Genomic DNA, 18898 nt, shown 5'->3' with positions numbered 1-18898 from the left:
AATGGAACAACATTACAAATTATCAAGAGTTCGTGAATTGGCAGATAATGATATGGATTTTATCCAAACATTAGCCGAAGCATTTTTAGAAGAAGTACCAGTAGATGCTGAGCGACTCAAAAAAGCAGTTGCCGAAGAGGATTATTACAATACTTATCAAGCGGCTCACAAAATGAAACCTACAATCGATTTGTTCGAATTAGGCGTTCTTCAAGACCTTATAGTCGTTCAAGATTGGGGCAAATTTGAGAAAGTAGGTGAAGACTGCTCTAACGAATTAGAAATCGTACTCGCTGCCGTTGAAAAAGCTTCAGCAGAACTCAAAGAAGACTTTAACCTCTAATGCAAGCAGAAATTATTACTATTGGCGATGAGATTCTTATCGGACAAATAGTGGATTCAAATTCAGCTTTTATAGCAAAGCAACTTAATAAGATAGGTGTTTCGGTGTATCAAATCACTTCGGTACAAGACGAAAAAACACACATCTTAAAAGCCTTATACGAAGCCGAAACAAATGCTGATATTGTTATCCTTACAGGCGGTCTCGGCCCCACTAAAGATGATATTACCAAAACAACAATTGCTGCGTATTTTGAGGATGTCTTAATAGAAGATGTTGCAGTTCGGAAAAACATTGAGCATCTCTGGGAAGTCTACATTAAAAAACCAATCACTCAGGTGAATTTAGATCAGGCTTTGGTGCCTTCAAAAGCTGAGGTATTGATGAATAAGTACGGAAGCGCTCCAGGGATGTGGATTGAAAAAAACAACACTGTTTTTATTGTGCTGCCAGGTGTGCCTTACGAAATGAAGGCGTTGATTGATGACGAGGTGCTTCCAAAATTGAGACGTCAGTTTCAGTTTCCATATATTTTGCATAAAACGTTTTTAACCTATGGTTTAGGCGAAAGCACTGTGGCCGATCGCATTGAAACCTTTGAAAATGAATTGCCAGCGTTTATTAAACTGGCTTATTTACCAAGTTTAGGACGCGTTAGGTTGCGATTATCGGCAAAAGCAAATGATAAAGCGCTTGTTGAAACCGAAATGGATAAACAAACACAATTGTTGCTTCCGTTAATTCAAGATATTTTTGTTGGTTTTGAAGAGGATTTGTCCATCGAAGCGGTCATAGGAAACCAATTAACCCAATTCAAAAAAACTCTAGCGACTGCTGAAAGCTGTACAGGCGGATTAATTGCTGAACATATTACGGCGAATGCTGGTGCTTCAAAATATTTTAAAGGAAGTATTATTAGTTATACCAAGGAAACCAAAATCAATGTGCTTAAGGTTTCCGAAGATTTAATCAATACCCATTCTGTCGTCAGTGCCGAAGTTGCAGAAGCCATGGCGCAAAATGTTCGTAGGTTATTAAATACCGATTATGCCATAGCCACTACAGGAAATGCAGGTCCAACTAAAGATGATACTGCCGAAGATTTAGGAATTGTGTATATCGCCATAGCAACCAAAGAGCATGTCTATTCTGAGAAATTTAGCCTTGGGAATCATCGTGTAAAAGTGATAAATAAAGCGGCAAATAAAGCCTTCGAAATGCTACAAAAAGAAATTTTAAAAAAGTAGCACTTTTAGTTTGCCTGTAATACAAAGTTTTCTTAAATTTGCACCCTGTTTAAAAATATCCATAAGAGATATTAGAAGATAGGCAGTATAACATCATATAAAGTTAGAAAGAAATGTCAAGAGTTTGTGAACTTACTGGAAAGAAAGCGATGGTTGGAAACAACGTATCTCACGCGATGAATAAAACGAAGCGTAAATTTAACGCTAACTTAATTAAAAAGCGTTTTTACATTCCTGAGGAAGATAAGTGGGTTACTTTAAAAGTATCAACTTCAGCATTAAAAACGATCAACAAGGTTGGTATTTCTGCTGCAATCAAAGAAGCAAAGTCCAAAGGATTTTTAAAATAATAGCATAACGCGTTAAATACACGTACAATGGCAAAAAAAGGAAATAGAATACAGGTGATATTAGAATGTACAGAGCACAAAGAATCTGGACAACCAGGAACGTCTCGTTACATTACTACAAAAAACAAAAAGAATACGCCAGATCGAATGGAGATTAAGAAATTTAATCCAATCTTAAAGCGTATGACTGTTCACAAAGAAATTAAATAATTAGAGTTTTTCGATAGAAAACTCAAATAATGCATTATAAAATTATAGAGTCATGGCAAAGAAATCAGTAGCATCATTACAAACAGGATCTAAAAGACTTACAAAAGCAATCAAAATGGTAAAGTCACCAAAAACTGGCGCTTACATGTTTGTTGAGTCAGTAATGGCACCAGAGTTTGTCAATGATTTTTTAAACAAAAAATAAATTAGATATTTTATATCTGGTTACGAACTGCTTTCATATTTGAAAGCAGTTTTTTTATGGCTATATTTGAGCGATTATCTGTCAAAATAGCAGTAAAAATTTTCGGCTCGACATTTGAATAGAACTTATAAATAAGTAAAACGAATGAGTTTTTTTAAAAAAATATTTTCTTCGGAAAAAAAAGAAACCTTAGACAAAGGGTTGGAAAAATCGAAAACCTCGTTTTTTTCAAAATTAAATAAAGCAGTTGCTGGTAAATCTAAAGTAGATGATGATGTTTTAGATAATCTTGAAGAAATCTTAGTGAGCAGTGATGTTGGTGTGAATACGACTTTAAAAGTGATTGAGCGTATTGAAGAACGTGTGGCGAAAGATAAGTATTTAGGGACTTCAGAATTAAATAAAATCTTACGCGAAGAAATTGCTGGCTTGCTATCGGAAACCAATTCTGGTGAAGAGACCGATTATGTGATTCCTGAGTTGCCAAAACAAGAAAATGGTTCTAAAACACCTTATGTCCTCATGGTTGTTGGAGTTAATGGTGTTGGAAAAACAACAACGATTGGTAAATTAGCCTATCAGTTTAAAAAGAAAGGATTAAAAGTCGTTCTCGGTGCCGCAGATACCTTTAGAGCGGCTGCAATCGACCAATTACAAGTGTGGGCAGATCGTGTCGAAGTTCCCATGATTCGTCAAGAAATGGGATCTGATCCTGCTTCTGTGGCATTTGATGCCTTACAATCGGGAGTTAATCAAGATGCCGATGTGATTATTATTGATACTGCAGGTCGTTTACACAATAAAATCAACTTGATGAACGAGCTTACTAAAGTGAAACGTGTCATGCAAAAAGTGGTTGGCGATGCACCTCACGACGTGCTTTTGGTTTTAGACGGCTCTACAGGTCAAAACGCTTTTGAACAGGCTAAGCAATTTACAGCTGCTACAGAAGTGACATCACTAGCTGTAACTAAACTCGACGGAACCGCTAAAGGTGGCGTGGTAATTGGTATCAGTGATCAATTTCAAATTCCTGTGAAATATATTGGTGTTGGCGAAGGGATTGAAGATTTACAAGTTTTCAATAAATACGAATTTGTAGATTCTTTCTTTAAATAAAATTTGAAGTTTGAAAAGCGAGACGACCTTAAGAATACTTTTGACTGTTTCTTTAGGAATCTCCATCATTCAGTTTTTAAATTACACTGTTCAACTAGGAACATCCATTTTTGATGTCATAGAAAATCCATTAATCCCACAAGGCATATGGAAACTTGCAGCCTTTCCTCTTAGTTTAATGGCTGTGTTATATCTGGTATTAACTGTAATTAATTATTTAAATTTTAAAAGGAAGTCTTATAATTTAGTACGTGTTCTGGTACTTTTTGTCATGACATTATTGATAACTATATTAGCAGGAGATATTTATCTGTTTGTCAATAGTTTCAATCCTTATGAATCATAATATCTATTTCGATTTTTATATTGATGCACCCAAACAAACCGTGTTTGAAGCCTTTTGCTTGCCAGAACACTTAGATCATTGGTGGACGTTAAAATCATCTGGACAACCTGAACTTGGAGCGATTTACAATCTTAATTTTACAGACCAGTACAATTGGTTTGCTGAAGTCACTAAAGTAAAAACCAACACATACTTCTATCTTAGTATGACAGAGGCTGATGCCAATTGGAAGCCTACTACCTTCGGGATAACTTTAGAAGACCATCAAAATAAAACCTTACTCAAATTCTCACATACCAATTGGCCAGAGCAAAACCATCATTTTAGATTTTCTGCATTTTGTTGGTCGCAATTATTGTTAGGCTTAAAAAACTATATCGAAAAAGGTGTTATCATTCCTTTTGAAAACCGCAATTGATTTTTCCTTATTTTTATTAAAATTTAAACTAACTATCACACCATGCGTTATTTCATTTTATGTTGCTTTCTTATTGTTTATGTTGGTTGCAAACCTTCTGAAGAAAAGTCCACAAACCCTAATGACAATAATACACCTGAAGTCACACCAGCAAATGAGGATTTAAGTGCTATTTCGACCAAAGATTTCAGGGAATTTAAAGTCTTGGATTCTAAATACATCACCAATGCTGAACTTTGGGATGTGTTTAATAAGGATTTAAAAGATTTTACTGAAGACCAATACAATCGCCTTAAACCTTTTGTTTTGGATCAGGATATACCAACACTTCAACAGCATATGGTTGACGGAACATTGAGCTATGAATCATTGACCAAATTTTATTTATACCGAATTAGAAAGTTTGATCGTGAAAATGACTGGTCTTTAAATGCTGTTATTGCTATCAACCCAAATGCAATTGCCGAAGCTCAACTGAAAGATCAGGAATTCCTCAATAAAAAGCTGAAACATCCCGTTTTTGGAATGCCTATTCTTTTAAAAGATAATATCAATACAGCAGAAATGCCAACAACAGCTGGTGCTGTAGCTTTTCAACATAATACAACCGATGATGCTTTTATTGTGAAACAATTAAAATATAAAGGCGCCATTATCTTAGGAAAAACAAACCTGAGCGAATGGGCTTATTTTTTCTGTGGTGATTGTCCGAGTGGCTATTCAGCAATTGGTGGCCAAACTTTAAATCCGTACGGAAGACGCATCATTGATACTGGAGGTTCAAGCTCTGGAAGTGGTGTTGCTGTCGCAGCTAATTTTTGCGCTGCTGCCATAGGAAGTGAAACCTCGGGTTCTATCTTGTCGCCAGCGAGTCAGAATTCGGTTGTCGGACTCAAACCTACCATTGGTTTGGTGAGTCGAAGTGGGATTGTTCCTATTTCTTCAACCTTAGATACAGCAGGTCCAATGACTAAAAATGTCACGGATAATGCTATTGTTTTAGATGCGCTTTTTGGCGAGGATCTTTCCGATTCAAAATCGGTATACAACCTATGGGAATCGCCATTTTATCAGAACGATTTAAAAACGACTACACTTCAAGGCAAACGCTTTGGAGCGCTCAAAAATTTAATGGAAGATGCTTTGTATAAAGAGGCTATTGAAGCGTTAAAACAGCAAGGTGCCGAAATAATAGAAATCGAGCCATTAGATCTTAATCTACCGGGATTTATAAGATTATTGAATCTCGATATGAAAACCGATTTAGTGACTTATTTAAATATCTACGGAAATAAAAACTTAGGTTATACATCCATCGAAGATGTTATGGCTTTTAATAGAACTGATAGCTTGAAGGTGATGCCTTACGGACAAAAATTATTCCATGGGATTTCTGAAGATACGGCAACCGAAGAAGAATTTGCTCAAATTAAAGCCACCTTACATGCGAATGGAAAGCGATTTTTTGACGAACCTATGACAACTCATAATTTAGACGGCATCCTGTCTATTAATAATTATCACGCAGGTTTTGCTGCAGTTGGTGAATATCCTGCTTTAACTGTGCCGATGGGTTACACCGAAGAAGGCGAGCCCAAAGGCTTAACTTTTATAAGTTCGAGGTTGCGAGAAAAACAACTCTTAGAATGGGCTTATGTGTATGAACAAGCTTCTAAAAAGCGAAAGGCGCCTATGCATTATAATTAATCAATGAGTGCATTGATGTGTTCCCATAAATCATTGTCAAAATTAGACAATGCAAAATTAGAATCTTCAGCAGCTTCACCCATTCTGATGACGACTAATTTTTTACTCGGAACCACATAGATTTTTTGATCATTTTTCCCTAGTGCAGCAAACATATCTGCTGGCGCATTAGGAATAAGCTCGCCTTGAAATTCAAACTGACTTTGTGGTAAATGATAGCTGGATTTGCCATTGAGCCACCATAAATATCCGTAAGCTAAGTTGACGTCTTGAGACGTATTGGTCGCCGCAGTGATATGACTTTCTGAAACTATTTGCTGGTCTTCCCATTGTCCGTTAGCAAAAATCATGAGTCCGAAACGCGCCATACTTCGGGTATTGCTCCAATAAACATTCAAACTATTTAAAGGAATCCATGAGCCAGACATCCCAATTTTAGATTTTAATGCCGTGTCAAAATAATTGTCCCAAGATGTATTGGTAGCTTGAGCCACAACATCTTGAAGTTTTACATAGACATTGTGATATGCCCAGCGTGTTCCTGCATCAGCTGTATATTCTAGGTTTTCGGGAGATACATCGTCACCAGTTGTATCATCCAAACCAGAAGTCATAGATAACAAATGTTCAGGGGTAATTAGGTCTTCTTTTTCAATACTGGCGCTTGTCCATCCTGTTCCTAAATAATCCGAAACTTTAGAATGAATATCCAAGAGTCCTTCATCTTGCGCAATGCCCGAAACAGTAGCTGTCAGGGTTTTTACAGCACTGGCCCAATACCAAGGTGTAAGATTCGTATGGCCATTCATATAAGCTTCAACAACAATTTTTCCGTTGTGAAGCATGATAAAACCTTTAGTGTTTTTTTCTTCTAAAAAATCGAGCAATGCTTGTAATTGGGCGTCATTCCATTCTGCTTCAGCAATCGTTTTGCTTTCCCAGTCTGCAGTTGTGTCCAGAGGTGGAAAGTAAATAGCACTTTCAAAGGTGTCATCATCTTGAATATCATCGGGAAATGGAGAGCCATCCGTAGAACAATTAAATAAAAATAAGCATACTACAGTAATACAAGAGAAAATTGTTAGCTTCATACCTAGGTTTTTTACTTAGACCATTTCAGTAGTAAAAGGTTTAATCCTTTGAACACATATATATCAATAATCATTATGTATCTTTGCCCACTGAAATTTGAGTATGAGAACTAAATCACTTAAGAAGAATAGAATCAATGTTGTCACTCTTGGCTGTAGTAAAAATGTTTACGATAGTGAAGTGTTAATGGGACAATTAAAGGCCAGCGGAAAGGACGTCGTTCATGAAGAGGAAGGTAATGTTGTGGTTATTAATACCTGCGGATTTATCAATAATGCAAAGGAAGAAAGCGTTAATACGATTTTGGAATTTATGCAGAAAAAGGAAGCCGGTGACGTTGATAAAGTCTTTGTGACAGGTTGTTTAAGTGAGCGTTATAAACCCGATTTACAGAAGGAAATTCCGAATGTAGATCAGTATTTTGGAACGACAGAATTACCTCAATTACTAAAAGCTTTAGGAGCCGATTACAAGCATGAATTGATTGGAGAGCGTTTGACAACGACGCCTAAAAATTATGCCTATTTGAAGATTGCTGAAGGCTGTGATCGTCCATGTAGCTTTTGTGCGATTCCGTTGATGCGTGGAAAGCATAAGAGTACACCTATTGAAGACATTGTTATTGAAGCTGAAAAATTAGCAGCAAACGGTGTAAAAGAGCTGATTTTGATTGCTCAGGATTTGACTTATTACGGATTAGACTTATACAAAAAACGTAATCTTGCCGAATTACTAGAACACTTAGTTAAAGTGGATGGGATAGAATGGATACGTTTACATTATGCATTTCCGACAGGTTTTCCGATGGATGTATTAGATGTAATGAATCGTGAGCCAAAGGTGTGTAATTATTTGGATATTCCGTTGCAACATATATCCGATTCGATTTTAAAAAGTATGCGTCGTGGAACCACCAAGGAAAAAACTACAAAATTGCTTAAAGAATTTAGAGCTAAAGTCCCTGAAATGACCATAAGAACGACACTTATTGTTGGTTATCCTGGCGAAACTCAAGAAGATTTTGAAACGCTTAGAGATTGGGTGAAAGAGATGCGTTTTGAACGTCTAGGTTGTTTTACTTACTCTCATGAAGAAAATACACATGCCTATAATTTGGAAGATGATGTACCTGAAGACGTGAAGATTGACAGAGCCAATCAGATTATGGAAATTCAGTCTCAGATTTCCTGGGAATTGAATCAGGCTAAAATCGGACAAGAATTTAGAGTGGTTATCGATCGTAAAGAAGGGAATTATTTTGTTGGAAGAACCGAATATGATTCGCCAGATGTAGATAACGAAGTGTTGATTGATGCTACTAAAGCTTACTTAAAGACTGGTGAATTTGCTACTATAAAAGTGATTGAAGCTGAAGATTTTGATTTGTATGGTGAGGTAGTTAACTAACTTAGATTTTCATTTCAATTTTATAAAAGAATTAATCATCTAGAATTCTTATAAACAAATATGGGTTGATACTTCACGAATATAGCTTTAAGCATATCGAATATTTATTTTTGCAGTTAAGTTTTATGTAATATTATTAATTTGATTATTTATGCGTATTATTAAATGATCAATTAGCATAAAACCACTGTTACCACCTTTATGAAAAGGAAATTCTATATCATTCTAATCTGCTTTTCATTGCTGCCAATAACTATATATTCTCAAAATAGAGTGATTGATAGCTTAGAGAATGAATTAAAAATTCATCAAAAAAAAGATACTGTCCGAGTTCAAATTCTAAATGAACTAGCATTTGAACATTATAGAAATAATCCACCTCAAGCTATGGCTTATGTAAATGAAGCTTTTAAACTAGCTGATGAGCTACAGTCTGTTGAGTTAAAAGCACGTAGCTATAATATTAAAGGTGCTATTTATATGGAACAGGCTAATTTTGAAAAAGCTATAGAGAATTTTGAAAAGGCACTACAATTTTATAACTCTATCGACGATTTAGACGGAGTTGCAAAATGTAAAAATGCTTTTGGAGTTTTATATCATTACAAAGGCGATACCCAACAAGCTCTAAAATATTATGAAGAAGCGCTAAAACTTAAAGAAAAGCTTGGTATAAAGAACAATGAAGGGCTTTTGTACAATATTGGTAATATTTATGCAGACACTGGAGAGTATAAAAAAGCATTGGAGAATTTTGAAAAAGCGTTAAAAATTAACAGAGAAACTAACGATTCGCAAGGAATTCTCAATAATTTAAATTCAATAGGCAATGTATATTACATGCAAGGCAATTATCCTTTGGCTTTAAAATATCATGGAGAATCTTTAAAAGTAGCCAAAAGAGCTAATGATTCTATTGGTATATTTCAATCATATATCAATACAGGAAATCTGTACAGAATGCAAAATTTAAATGATAAGTCATTAACCTTTTACAACAAAGCCCTTGCTATAAAAACCGCTCATTATAATACCAGAAACATTACGGCCCTTAAAAATAATATTGCTGGGATTTATTATGATGACAAAGATTACAAAACTGCTATTACATACTTTAAAGAGTCTATTGCACTTAGTAGGGAAATAGAAGATGATTTAAATTTAGCAAATGCTCTTAATGGTTTGGGTTTTGCGTATTTTGAAATGAAACAATATGAAAAAGCTGTAGATTATTTTAAAGAAGCTGAAGCGTTAACTCTAAAAAATAATCAGCCATTCGATTTATCGGACTCTTATCATGGTTTAGCAGATGCTTATTGTGGTTTGAAAAACTATAATCTAGCACTAGTTAATGCAAAAAAATTAGAAGAGCTATCAAATAAATATGACTTTTTAAGACACCAAAAAAATGCCCAAATATTGCTTTCAAAAATTTATAAAAACAATGGCGATTATAAAAAAGCTCTTGAAAGCCATGAACTCTACAAAACACTAAACGATAGTATTTTCAATGAAGATAATATTGAAAAAATTACGCAATTAGAATATGAATATAAATACAAACAAGCTCTAGATTCAGCAAACATTAGAGAATTAAAGTTGACAAAAACAGTATTAACCACCTCTCAAGATTTAGAAAAATCTAAACGCAACCTGTTTTTGGGTGTTATAGCATTTTTAGTTAGTGCTATTATATTAGGCGGAATTATTTTCTCATTAAAGTTGAGACATCAAAAAGCAAAAACCCAAAATATAGCCATAGAGCAGAAACTGTTACGTTCACAGATGACACCACATTTCATTTTTAATTCACTATCTGTCTTACAAGGAATGATACTGAATAAGGAAGACAAAAAATCGGTATTTTATTTGTCTAAATTTTCAAAATTATTGCGAATTACATTAGAAAATTCAAGAGATAAGTTGGTGCCTCTGAATCAAGAACTAGAAGCTGTAAACAATTACTTAGAGCTTCAAAATCTTGAAGATAGTCAATCTTACGATTATACAATTTTGGTAGATAAGAATATTGATGAAGAAATGTTTAAAATACCACCAATGCTTATTCAACCCTTTATTGAAAATGCTATTGAGCATGCTTTTGAAGATCGAAAAGAGAACAGGAAAATAGATGTTCAAATAGAATATTTGAACGATGAATTGATTTGTACCATTAAGGATAATGGTATAGGTATAGATTCACAAAATGGACATAACCGAAAAGATAAAAAGTCCTTGGCAACGACAATAACTTCAGAGCGATTAAAGATGCTGTCAAAAGATTTTAACATAGAAGGTTCTGTACGTATTGAAGATAGAAAAAAGCATAGTGAACAAGGCACTATAGTTACTTTAGTAATTCCTTATAAAAAAGACGTAGCCTAATGCAATCAATTATAATAGAAGATAAAGCTTATATAAGAAAAGGGTTGCTTAACCTTTTAGAACTTATTGAAACCGACGTAAAAGTTGTAGGCGAATGTGAATCTGTAAAAGAAGCCGTTGTTGTAGCCAATGCTTGCAAGCCAGAGCTTATTTTTTTGGATATTAATTTAACTGATGGTAACGCCTTTGAATTTTTAGAACAAACAGAACACCTTAAATTCAAAGTGATTTTTATAACTGCTTACGAAGAATTTGCTCTAAAAGCCCTGAAAATGGGAGCTGTGGATTACCTATTAAAACCTGTTGATGTTGAAGAGTTAAAAATTGCATTACATAAGGTAAAACAATTCTCGGTCTCTGAACAAAAGCAAAAGATAAATGTAGCTAAAAAGGTATGGCAAAATCAGGATGACAAGCTGATACTTTCGCTTCAGGATAGTTTTCAGGTTGTAGATTTAAATGAGTTGATGTTCTGTGAATCAGATAAAGGCTATACTACTTTTTATTGCAATGATGGTAAAAAGCATTTGGTCTCAAAAACATTAAAAGAATTTGAAGAACGACTTACAGATGCTAATTTTACAAGACCACATCAATCTTTTATGGTTAACTTAAAGTATATAGATAAATACGACAAGTCTGGCGTAATTCATTTAAAAAATGGAAAAAAAATACCTGTCTCTTCGCGAAAAAAGGAACAATTTGTAACGGCTTTTTTAAGCAAAAACACAGATTAAGTGTCGAAATATCAGGTTAAACTGCTGTTTTTACAGATATTTCTTAAAGTACCACGCTTATTTATTTACACCTAAAGGAAATAGATTCCCTATTTCATTCTTCATTGTTGTCCTATACATTTACTTAATAACAAATAGTTATGAAGCCTTTGATGGCATTATATATTTAAACAAAACGAGTAAAATCAATTGGGTGAATAATGACGTTTCGCTTTACTCATTACCAACTATTATTATGAAAAACAAGACCACAAAATTAAGCTCAATAGGCTACTTATTTACACTATTAGTCTTTATACAATTAATATCATGTAGCAGCTCAACCAATAACCAACCAGCAACTTCAGAAGGCTTTACAGAAATAGAAAACGAGCTCGTGAGCAAGTTTGGTAAGGATGCTTACTATACAGACCTTACTATTACTTACAATAAATCAATAGGTAATATTATTGGTGTTACCGTTACTGAAGATCCAGAATCTTTAAAAATGGGACAATGGAATCTGACCCAAGATATCTGGCAGCAAAATTCAGACATCACAATTGAAGTTCCTGAAGGCACAAAAGCTGCAGACTATATGTTTCAGTTAGGTGAAACTATAAGCTTATCCAAATTGGGTGGTTTAGTAGAACAATCGGTTCAAAAACTTAAGGATGAAAAAAACCTTGATAATCCAACCTTGAGCATAGCAGGCTTAATTTTTCCAGACAATGGCGATCTAAGTAAAACGGAGTATACGATTAGCCTCAATTCAGAAAATGGAGGTACCACGTTTCGTTTTTACTATACACTAGAGGGTGATCTTATTAAAATGGATTATTAGAGCGGCTTAAAAATAAATTTACTTTAACCTTAAAACCAAAACAAAATGAAAAAACAACTACTTATTTTAATGACTTTATTTACAGCTGTAATTGGGTATTCCCAATCCGTTGGAGATACTTTTGTAGATAATTTTATCACCTATGAGATTACATCTTTGTCACCAGATGAGGTTGAAGCCATTGATTATAATACAGCAGGTGGTACAATTGTAACTATACCAAATACGGTTCAAAATAATACTGATGTATTTAGCGTAACCAGTATTGGAGTAGATGCTTTCAGACTTAAGCAATTGACTGATGTAACTATCTCTGGAAGTGTTGAAACTATAAAAAATGGTGCCTTCGATAGCAACAATAATATGGTAAGTGCAACTATTCAAAATGGTGTTATTGATATACAAAATAGTGCTTTTTTTAATACTGGCTTAACAAGTATTATTATTCCAGATAGTGTAACAAGTATTGGTCAACAAGCATTTGATTTTACCGATATTAGTAATGTTAATTTTGGAAATGGTCTTATTACCATAGGTCTAGGTGCTTTTAGAAATACCTTGCTGACCAGTATAACAATTCCAAGCAGTGTAACGAGCATTGGCTCAATTGCATTTGAAAATAGTCCACTAGTTAGTGTTACATCTTTGGCTATCATTCCTCCAGATATAACTACGGTTCCTACAGCTGACACCTTTGGGATTAACCGCTCTAATATTGATTTATTTATACCTTTTGGCACTTTAAATGATTATGTAACCAACCCAAGCCCAACAGCAAATTGGACAGGTTTTAATACAGTAACGGAAGCTAGTGCATCAATTGGAGATACCTTTATTGTAGATTATATAACTTATGAAGTAACTTCTGTATCACCAGAAACCGTTGAGGCGATAGATTATGATATGGCTGGAGGTACTGTGGTTGATATACCGGCTTCTGTTTCTTATAGTGTTTCAAGTTATAATGTTACTAGTATTGGCGGTGGAGCTTTTCAAAGTAAAAATTTAACGGATGTAACTATTCCTAATAGTATTACTACTATAGAGATTTCCGCTTTTCACACAAATCAACTTACAGATGTTATATTACCAGAGAGTGTTACCAGTATAGGTCCTTTAGCTTTTATTTCAAATCCTCTAAATAGTGTTGTATCGTTGGCTGCAATTCCACCCACTATAACTACAAACAATAGTACCGATACGTTTGCTCAAAATGGAGACCGAAGTAATATCGATCTAGTGATAATTAATAATGCAACGGACGAATATGTTACAGATCCCGGAGCACTATGGACAGGCTTTAAAATGGTTTTTGAAGCTACGTCCCCAACTACTATTGAAGTTTCAAATTACGACCCAGCAAATGGTACTAATGTGGTTATACCAGCATCTGTTACAGCAGGTTCTAATGTATTTGATGTTGTTAAAATCGATAATTCAGCATTTGAAAATATAGGCTTAACTAGTGTTATAATTCCTAATAGTGTTACAAACATTGGGATTTCAGCATTTAATACTAACAATTTAACGAGTGTAACAATACCAGATAGTGTTACCATTATTGGCACTACAGCTTTTGCTACCAATCCTATTACAAACCTATCATTAGGTGCTAATGTTGCTGATATAGGTATTGGTGCTTTTGTAGACAATAATTTAACGGATGTTACTATTCCAAGCAATGTTACTTTTATTGGTTTATTAGCATTTGGTAATAATCCATTAGCTAGTGTCACGTCATTTGCTGTAACACCACCAACAATTACTACTGGTACTAATGATACATTTGCGTTTAACCGCAGCAACATCCATTTACATATTCCACCAGGAACAATGGGTGCTTATGTTACAGATTCAGGTGCTTTATGGACAGGCTTTAATCCGGTTACTGAAGATGCTCTAAGTGTCTCTGATTTTGAACTAGATAACAACATAAAAATCATTACAACTACTGATACCGTTAAAATTTTAGCATCGAATAATGTTAGACTAGATAACTATACTATTTATAGTATTTCTGGGCAGCAAATAGCTACAGGTAGAACTACCGAAATAACTACAAGCACTTTTGCAAATGGTATTTATATTCTAAAACTCAAATTTGATAAAGGTACTGTGACACAAAAGTTTATAAAATAAAGCCTCATTTTACTTAAAATTCACTGGTTGTTGTATGTATAATACCGTAAATGCAACAACCAGATTTGTATAATCAAAAAAACTTAAAATTATTATGGAACACATCACATCAAAATTAGGAAAAGGCGGCTTACTACTTGCAGCTATGGGTATTATATCAATTCTACTTTCAGTTTTTAATTATAATATTAGATTACTTGCTTGGGTAGATGCTTGGGGCAATACCACTGGATGGATTATTAGAATTCTATTAATTGTTATTGGTGCTGCACTATTCTTCTTTTTTGGAAGCGATGAAGCAGATGGGGACTATTCAGTAGACGAATAAGAATCAACCTTTACACTTAGTTGCATCCTAAGTATTCCTACCTAAAAATGAACTAGTAATTAAAAACTTATAACCATGGAAAATTTAATAGAAATTAAAAGCGACTATAACTCACTAGATAAATTATACAATCTTTTAAAGCAAGAATCAAATTTTGAATGCTCTAAAACGTATGACTCCTGGGAAGTACGAACAGATGCTAATGGGCAAATGGCGCAATGTATTGTTCTTAAAAAGAGTGGGATGCATGCCATAAAAGTCTTTTTTATGAATGAAAATACGGTAAAAATTAATCATATAATTCCTAATAAAATGCTGCATGCTTACTTTGGTAAAAGCGAAAAAGCATATCGAAATGTTATTGAGATTGTTGCTGGTAAAATTAAGCAAGCACTATTAGTTGGGTCACAACAAAAAGCCTTTGAAGAACTAGAGAAAACAGTTATAAGAGCTGCTGCATAAATAAACCGTCAAGTATTTTGCTAACTAATAAAATGCAATTCCTTATGTTCGTTTTATGTTTCTATTGATTATTGCCATTGGAGTAGGTGGACTTCATTATTTATTAGAAAAGGTCATTGATTTAATATAATAATGAAAATGATACCTTTACTTTAGAGTTTAAAACTTTTTATAAAGACATAAAAACGATAATATGTTCATTTTCAGAATGGAATTAATAAATATTAATTTTCAACACTAACGGTTTTTAAACATTTCAACAATGAAATCTTACCATCTGCTAATAACGATTATTGCATTCAGTTTTACGACCAAAATGATAGCTCAAGAACATGTAGCTTCAAAATTTTATCAACTTATAGAGACGATGTGGGCAAAAGATATTCCACTAAACGACACTACAAATTTTGATAGTTTCATTGAAGCCGAAGATTATAAAACGGTTGATGTAAAAACTTTAAAATTAGAAGATGTATACGCGAATTTTTATAAAGAAGGTTATAATTATAAGGCTATAAGATGTTATAAAATAGTACTGTCTAAAGATTTTTATTCTGTTGTGGTAACCGTTAAAAAAGGTGATAACGAAATGGAATCAACCTTAATAAACTATGATTTAAAAGGCAATATTATAGATCATGAAGTTGTTGCTTACGACGAAATAGCCGAAGGACAATCGAGAATAGAAACTAAAATTGAGCGCAACAAGTTAACAGTGGATCATATTTTATGGATTGACGAAAAGAAAGTGAACACATCATTACACACCATCGAAGCAGATGGAATTATTACGAAACTTTCTGAGGAAGACATTCTAATTGATTCGGTAATAAAGCAACTCGGTTTAGAAAAATCTAAAATTCATCAGGACTTTGTAATTGCCAAAACGCAACCCAATAGCCCTAATGAGACCATTGTAGTTATTCCTGAAATTGCAGAAGAAAATGAACATATGTTCAAACTAAACAGCTATATTCTCTTGGTAAATACGAAGACCGGAAAAATCACCCACCAATATTTTGAGAGTTTTAAAACCAATGGTTGGCTGTCTCATGCTGTAGCCATTGAAAGGATATCTATTGATACTGCAGCGTATCAGGTTGCCAAAGATTCAAAAGCTTTCGGTGTACGTGTGTTTTATTATAGCAGGTCGCAACCCAATCCTTATAGTAGTGAAGACATATCTCTATTTGTAAAGTCGAAAGATGCTTTAGTTAAGGTTTTAGATAGTTACAGTGCTATGGAATATTCAGGAGCATGGGACACGAGATGTACTGGTGAATTCACTGAAATCAAAAACACATTCATGATGTCTACCAAAAAGACCAATGACTATTTTGATATACTAGTAAAAAGTAAAATTACAGAAACTAAAAATCATGAAGATGAAAATGGTGATTGTAAATCTAAGGAAGACATTACTGAAAAAAAGACCGTATTAACCTTCAATGGTGATGAGTATAACTAAGATGTTTTAGAGAGCATTTTACATTTTAATCGATAAAATTACTTTGCTAAAGTATAGGCTTCTTTCATCCAACCAATTAATTCTGAATCTACATCGTCAACTGAGGTTAATTGAACTCTATGTGTACACATGGTTCCGAAAGGTCCAGAGTTGCCTAACCGATCTGTGGTTGGTTTGTCAGGAAGTTTGAATCCGAGATCAATCCGTGTTTTAGTCGCTGGTTTGATAAGTACAAATTGACGTTTTCTAATCACACTAACACTAGTTTTTTTAGGAGTGATTGTGATGTCATTTCCGAAGGGTTTGATAGTGTCAATAAGCATTTCATAAATAGGGAATAAGCTCTCTTTTCCTTTGTATTGATTGCTTACCAAGTCATCTTCAGAAGGACTTTCATCTTTAGATAATAAAATAATGGTATTGGCGTAACCATGTGTGACACCATGTTCTTTTTTAAGAAAATTAAGACCTTCTGAGTGTTTTGAAAAAGCTTTAGCCTTTAAGATAGTTTTCCATTGATCTAATGATTTTCCAGTTTTTTCTGGCATATTATCAATCATTGTTTGCAGTGCTTTGTCCATAATTTAATAATTTATAGAAGGTTTTCCGGTTTCTAAATACGATATCAGATTGCGGTATGATTGTTCATTTCCTTTGATGAAGAATTTCATTAATGACATATATTTTACATTGTTTTTATAGCCAATTCCATAAGAGATAACTTTAGTTTGGTTAGCGCTTATAGGTTCAAAAAGGATTATATTGTATAAGTCGTCTTCGTCAGCTTTCATAAACTCAGGGAAGTTTTTTGTGAGTGTGGCCTGCAATGTTAACATGCGTTTTGGAATGTAATTGGTAATGTGTAAAATAATGGTTGAATCATCACCAATTTTTGCGTCTTTATCATAGGTGGTTTTAATAATACCGTTTATTTTGAAATCAATTTCAGCTTTAGCAGCCACCCAACTTTCCCATCCTTTTTTTGTTGTGTATGCATTCCAAACAGAATCTAAGGAAACATTAACCACAAATGATTGTTTTAAAACCATATTATCGGTTTGAGAGGAGTCAATTACAGAAGTAACTCTTTTTTCAGTTTCCTGAGCATACAGTGTTATTGAAAAACATAATAGTATAATCTGAATTTGGAAAAGTTTCATAATTTTAAAGTAAGTGTACATCACAAATTAAGAAACTTATTGTTAATTATAATAGTAAAATATTAACCTTTTTTGTCTAGTGGAAAGAAATTGGGTTCATTATTTTGAAAACCTGATTTTATAAATTCCTGAGGATTAAATCCAGAAAACGCTTTAAACTCCTTTATAAAATGCGATTGGTCTGAGTATCCAAATTCGTAGGCAATTTGTGACCAATCGAGGTTTTGTTTCTGATGTATTTGTAGGAGTAAATCGTTGAATCTGAATATTCTATGAAATACTTTTGGAGTAAGACCGAAGTAAGTTTTAAACTGATTAATAAGATGCTTTTGAGATTTAGAATAAGCGTCTATAATACTAGTGTTTTCTCGCTCGGATTTTGTTTTAAGAAGATTTAAAATATGAACAATTGAGGTGTGAGGTATTTTTTTAGGATCATAATTTTTAATGAGCCATTCTCTGGTGAGTTTGAATTTTTCCGAAACTTTATTTCGTTTCAAAATTTGATGTCTTAATTCTAATATATCATTTCCAAATATATCTTCAGCATTAATGACCTTATCATTTAAATTTTGAATTGGAAATTTAAAAAAAGGATATGCGCCAATGGTTTTGAATTGAATAACTAGCATTTCAGAATTTTGATGAGCCGAAATAGAGAGGTAGTTTTTATGCATTCCAGAAATCCAAACGTTACAAAAATCACCGTTTGTTTTTAGAGTCTTATTGTCATAAGTATGGCGTTTAAAACCATCTAATTCAAATATGATAAATACATGTCCTGTAGGTACAACCCGTTCAATAGAATGGTCAGGTTTAAAATTTTTAAAGTAAAATATAGATTCGACATGCTCAGATAAAGGAGGTGTTAATGGGTGTGTTTCAAATATCACGTATATATGGATTATAATTTCATAACCAAGTTCGTCATTTTTTCAGAATAAAAAAAGAG

At 33.6% G+C, this 18898-nt stretch carries 21 protein-coding genes; 17 read left to right on the top strand and 4 right to left on the bottom strand.

The genetic code is table 11. The features are described 5' to 3' along the window. Position 1: 1 nt before the first annotated feature. The 9 genes from N4270_RS10885 to N4270_RS10845 all read left to right on the top strand — a co-directional run bounded on the left by N4270_RS10885 (position 2) and on the right by N4270_RS10845 (position 5945). Complete coding sequence (locus N4270_RS10885) at positions 2 to 343, top strand: Hpt domain-containing protein (protein ID WP_260097168.1); 342 nt, start codon at positions 2 to 4, stop codon at positions 341 to 343. Beyond that, on the top strand, positions 343 to 1590 hold the full coding sequence (locus N4270_RS10880) for a competence/damage-inducible protein A (protein ID WP_260097167.1): 1248 nt from the start codon (positions 343 to 345) through the stop codon (positions 1588 to 1590). The genes N4270_RS10885 and N4270_RS10880 overlap by 1 nt, the downstream gene beginning before the upstream one ends. Before the next feature lie 113 nt (positions 1591 to 1703). Continuing rightward, positions 1704 to 1940, top strand: a complete 237-nt coding sequence (rpmB, locus tag N4270_RS10875; RefSeq protein WP_204346176.1) for a 50S ribosomal protein L28 — start codon at positions 1704 to 1706, stop codon at positions 1938 to 1940. Between the two features lie 27 nt (positions 1941 to 1967). Next, entirely contained in the window at positions 1968 to 2150 is a 183-nt protein-coding gene (gene rpmG, locus N4270_RS10870; protein ID WP_007648529.1) for a 50S ribosomal protein L33, read from the top strand. 52 nt (positions 2151 to 2202) lie between these two features. Continuing rightward, entirely contained in the window at positions 2203 to 2355 is a 153-nt protein-coding gene (locus tag N4270_RS10865; RefSeq protein ID WP_008271041.1) for a DUF4295 domain-containing protein, read from the top strand. Positions 2356 to 2499: 144 nt separating this feature from the next. Continuing rightward, positions 2500 to 3474, top strand: coding sequence for a signal recognition particle-docking protein FtsY (ftsY, locus tag N4270_RS10860; protein ID WP_260097151.1), 975 nt, complete (start codon positions 2500 to 2502; stop codon positions 3472 to 3474). Between the two features lie 10 nt (positions 3475 to 3484). After that, positions 3485 to 3820 (top strand): hypothetical protein, encoded by a 336-nt coding sequence (locus N4270_RS10855; protein WP_260097150.1) that lies wholly within the window; start codon positions 3485 to 3487, stop codon positions 3818 to 3820. Further along, on the top strand, positions 3810 to 4238 hold the full coding sequence (locus N4270_RS10850) for an SRPBCC family protein (protein WP_260097148.1): 429 nt from the start codon (positions 3810 to 3812) through the stop codon (positions 4236 to 4238). Before N4270_RS10855 ends, N4270_RS10850 begins: the two co-directional genes overlap by 11 nt. A gap of 42 nt (positions 4239 to 4280) precedes the next feature. Then, complete coding sequence (locus tag N4270_RS10845; protein WP_260097146.1) at positions 4281 to 5945, top strand: amidase family protein; 1665 nt, start codon at positions 4281 to 4283, stop codon at positions 5943 to 5945. Here the strand turns inward: N4270_RS10845 and N4270_RS10840 are convergent. Continuing rightward, positions 5942 to 7036, bottom strand: a complete 1095-nt coding sequence (locus tag N4270_RS10840; protein ID WP_260097144.1) for a serine hydrolase — start codon at positions 7034 to 7036, stop codon at positions 5942 to 5944. The genes N4270_RS10845 and N4270_RS10840 overlap by 4 nt on opposite strands. Before the next feature lie 103 nt (positions 7037 to 7139). Between N4270_RS10840 and rimO the strand changes: the two genes are divergently transcribed. From rimO to N4270_RS10800, 8 genes are all read left to right on the top strand, one after another. Continuing rightward, positions 7140 to 8444: a 30S ribosomal protein S12 methylthiotransferase RimO gene (gene rimO, locus N4270_RS10835; RefSeq protein ID WP_260097142.1), complete on the top strand. Its 1305-nt coding sequence runs from the start codon at positions 7140 to 7142 to the stop codon at positions 8442 to 8444. Positions 8445 to 8717: 273 nt separating this feature from the next. Then, complete coding sequence (locus tag N4270_RS10830; protein ID WP_260097141.1) at positions 8718 to 10829, top strand: DUF2225 domain-containing protein; 2112 nt, start codon at positions 8718 to 8720, stop codon at positions 10827 to 10829. After that, positions 10829 to 11566 carry a LytTR family DNA-binding domain-containing protein gene (locus tag N4270_RS10825; protein WP_260097140.1) on the top strand — a complete coding sequence of 246 codons (738 nt, stop codon included), beginning with the start codon at positions 10829 to 10831 and terminating at the stop codon, positions 11564 to 11566. Before N4270_RS10830 ends, N4270_RS10825 begins: the two co-directional genes overlap by 1 nt. Before the next feature lie 235 nt (positions 11567 to 11801). Continuing rightward, positions 11802 to 12389, top strand: a complete 588-nt coding sequence (locus tag N4270_RS10820; protein ID WP_260097139.1) for a hypothetical protein — start codon at positions 11802 to 11804, stop codon at positions 12387 to 12389. 45 nt (positions 12390 to 12434) lie between these two features. After that, positions 12435 to 14528 (top strand): leucine-rich repeat domain-containing protein, encoded by a 2094-nt coding sequence (locus N4270_RS10815; protein ID WP_260097138.1) that lies wholly within the window; start codon positions 12435 to 12437, stop codon positions 14526 to 14528. 94 nt (positions 14529 to 14622) lie between these two features. Further along, on the top strand, positions 14623 to 14856 hold the full coding sequence (locus N4270_RS10810) for a hypothetical protein (RefSeq protein WP_260097137.1): 234 nt from the start codon (positions 14623 to 14625) through the stop codon (positions 14854 to 14856). 75 nt (positions 14857 to 14931) lie between these two features. After that, on the top strand, positions 14932 to 15318 hold the full coding sequence (locus tag N4270_RS10805) for a hypothetical protein (RefSeq protein WP_260097136.1): 387 nt from the start codon (positions 14932 to 14934) through the stop codon (positions 15316 to 15318). Positions 15319 to 15580: 262 nt separating this feature from the next. After that, positions 15581 to 16786 carry a hypothetical protein gene (locus N4270_RS10800; RefSeq protein ID WP_260097135.1) on the top strand — a complete coding sequence of 402 codons (1206 nt, stop codon included), beginning with the start codon at positions 15581 to 15583 and terminating at the stop codon, positions 16784 to 16786. Positions 16787 to 16824: 38 nt separating this feature from the next. Here the strand turns inward: N4270_RS10800 and N4270_RS10795 are convergent, their stop codons facing one another. The 3 genes from N4270_RS10795 to N4270_RS10785 form a co-directional block, all read right to left on the bottom strand. Continuing rightward, positions 16825 to 17367, bottom strand: coding sequence for a DUF4287 domain-containing protein (locus N4270_RS10795; RefSeq protein WP_260097134.1), 543 nt, complete (start codon positions 17365 to 17367; stop codon positions 16825 to 16827). A 3-nt stretch (positions 17368 to 17370) separates the two neighbouring features. Continuing rightward, entirely contained in the window at positions 17371 to 17946 is a 576-nt protein-coding gene (locus N4270_RS10790) for an SRPBCC domain-containing protein (protein ID WP_260097132.1), read from the bottom strand. A 62-nt stretch (positions 17947 to 18008) separates the two neighbouring features. Then, positions 18009 to 18839, bottom strand: a complete 831-nt coding sequence (locus tag N4270_RS10785; RefSeq protein ID WP_260097130.1) for a helix-turn-helix domain-containing protein — start codon at positions 18837 to 18839, stop codon at positions 18009 to 18011. Positions 18840 to 18898: the final 59 nt, after the last annotated feature.

This window comes from Psychroserpens sp. SPM9 (assembly GCF_025153525.1).
Classification (GTDB): domain Bacteria; phylum Bacteroidota; class Bacteroidia; order Flavobacteriales; family Flavobacteriaceae; genus Psychroserpens.
This window is presented reverse-complemented; position numbering and strand designations above follow the sequence as displayed.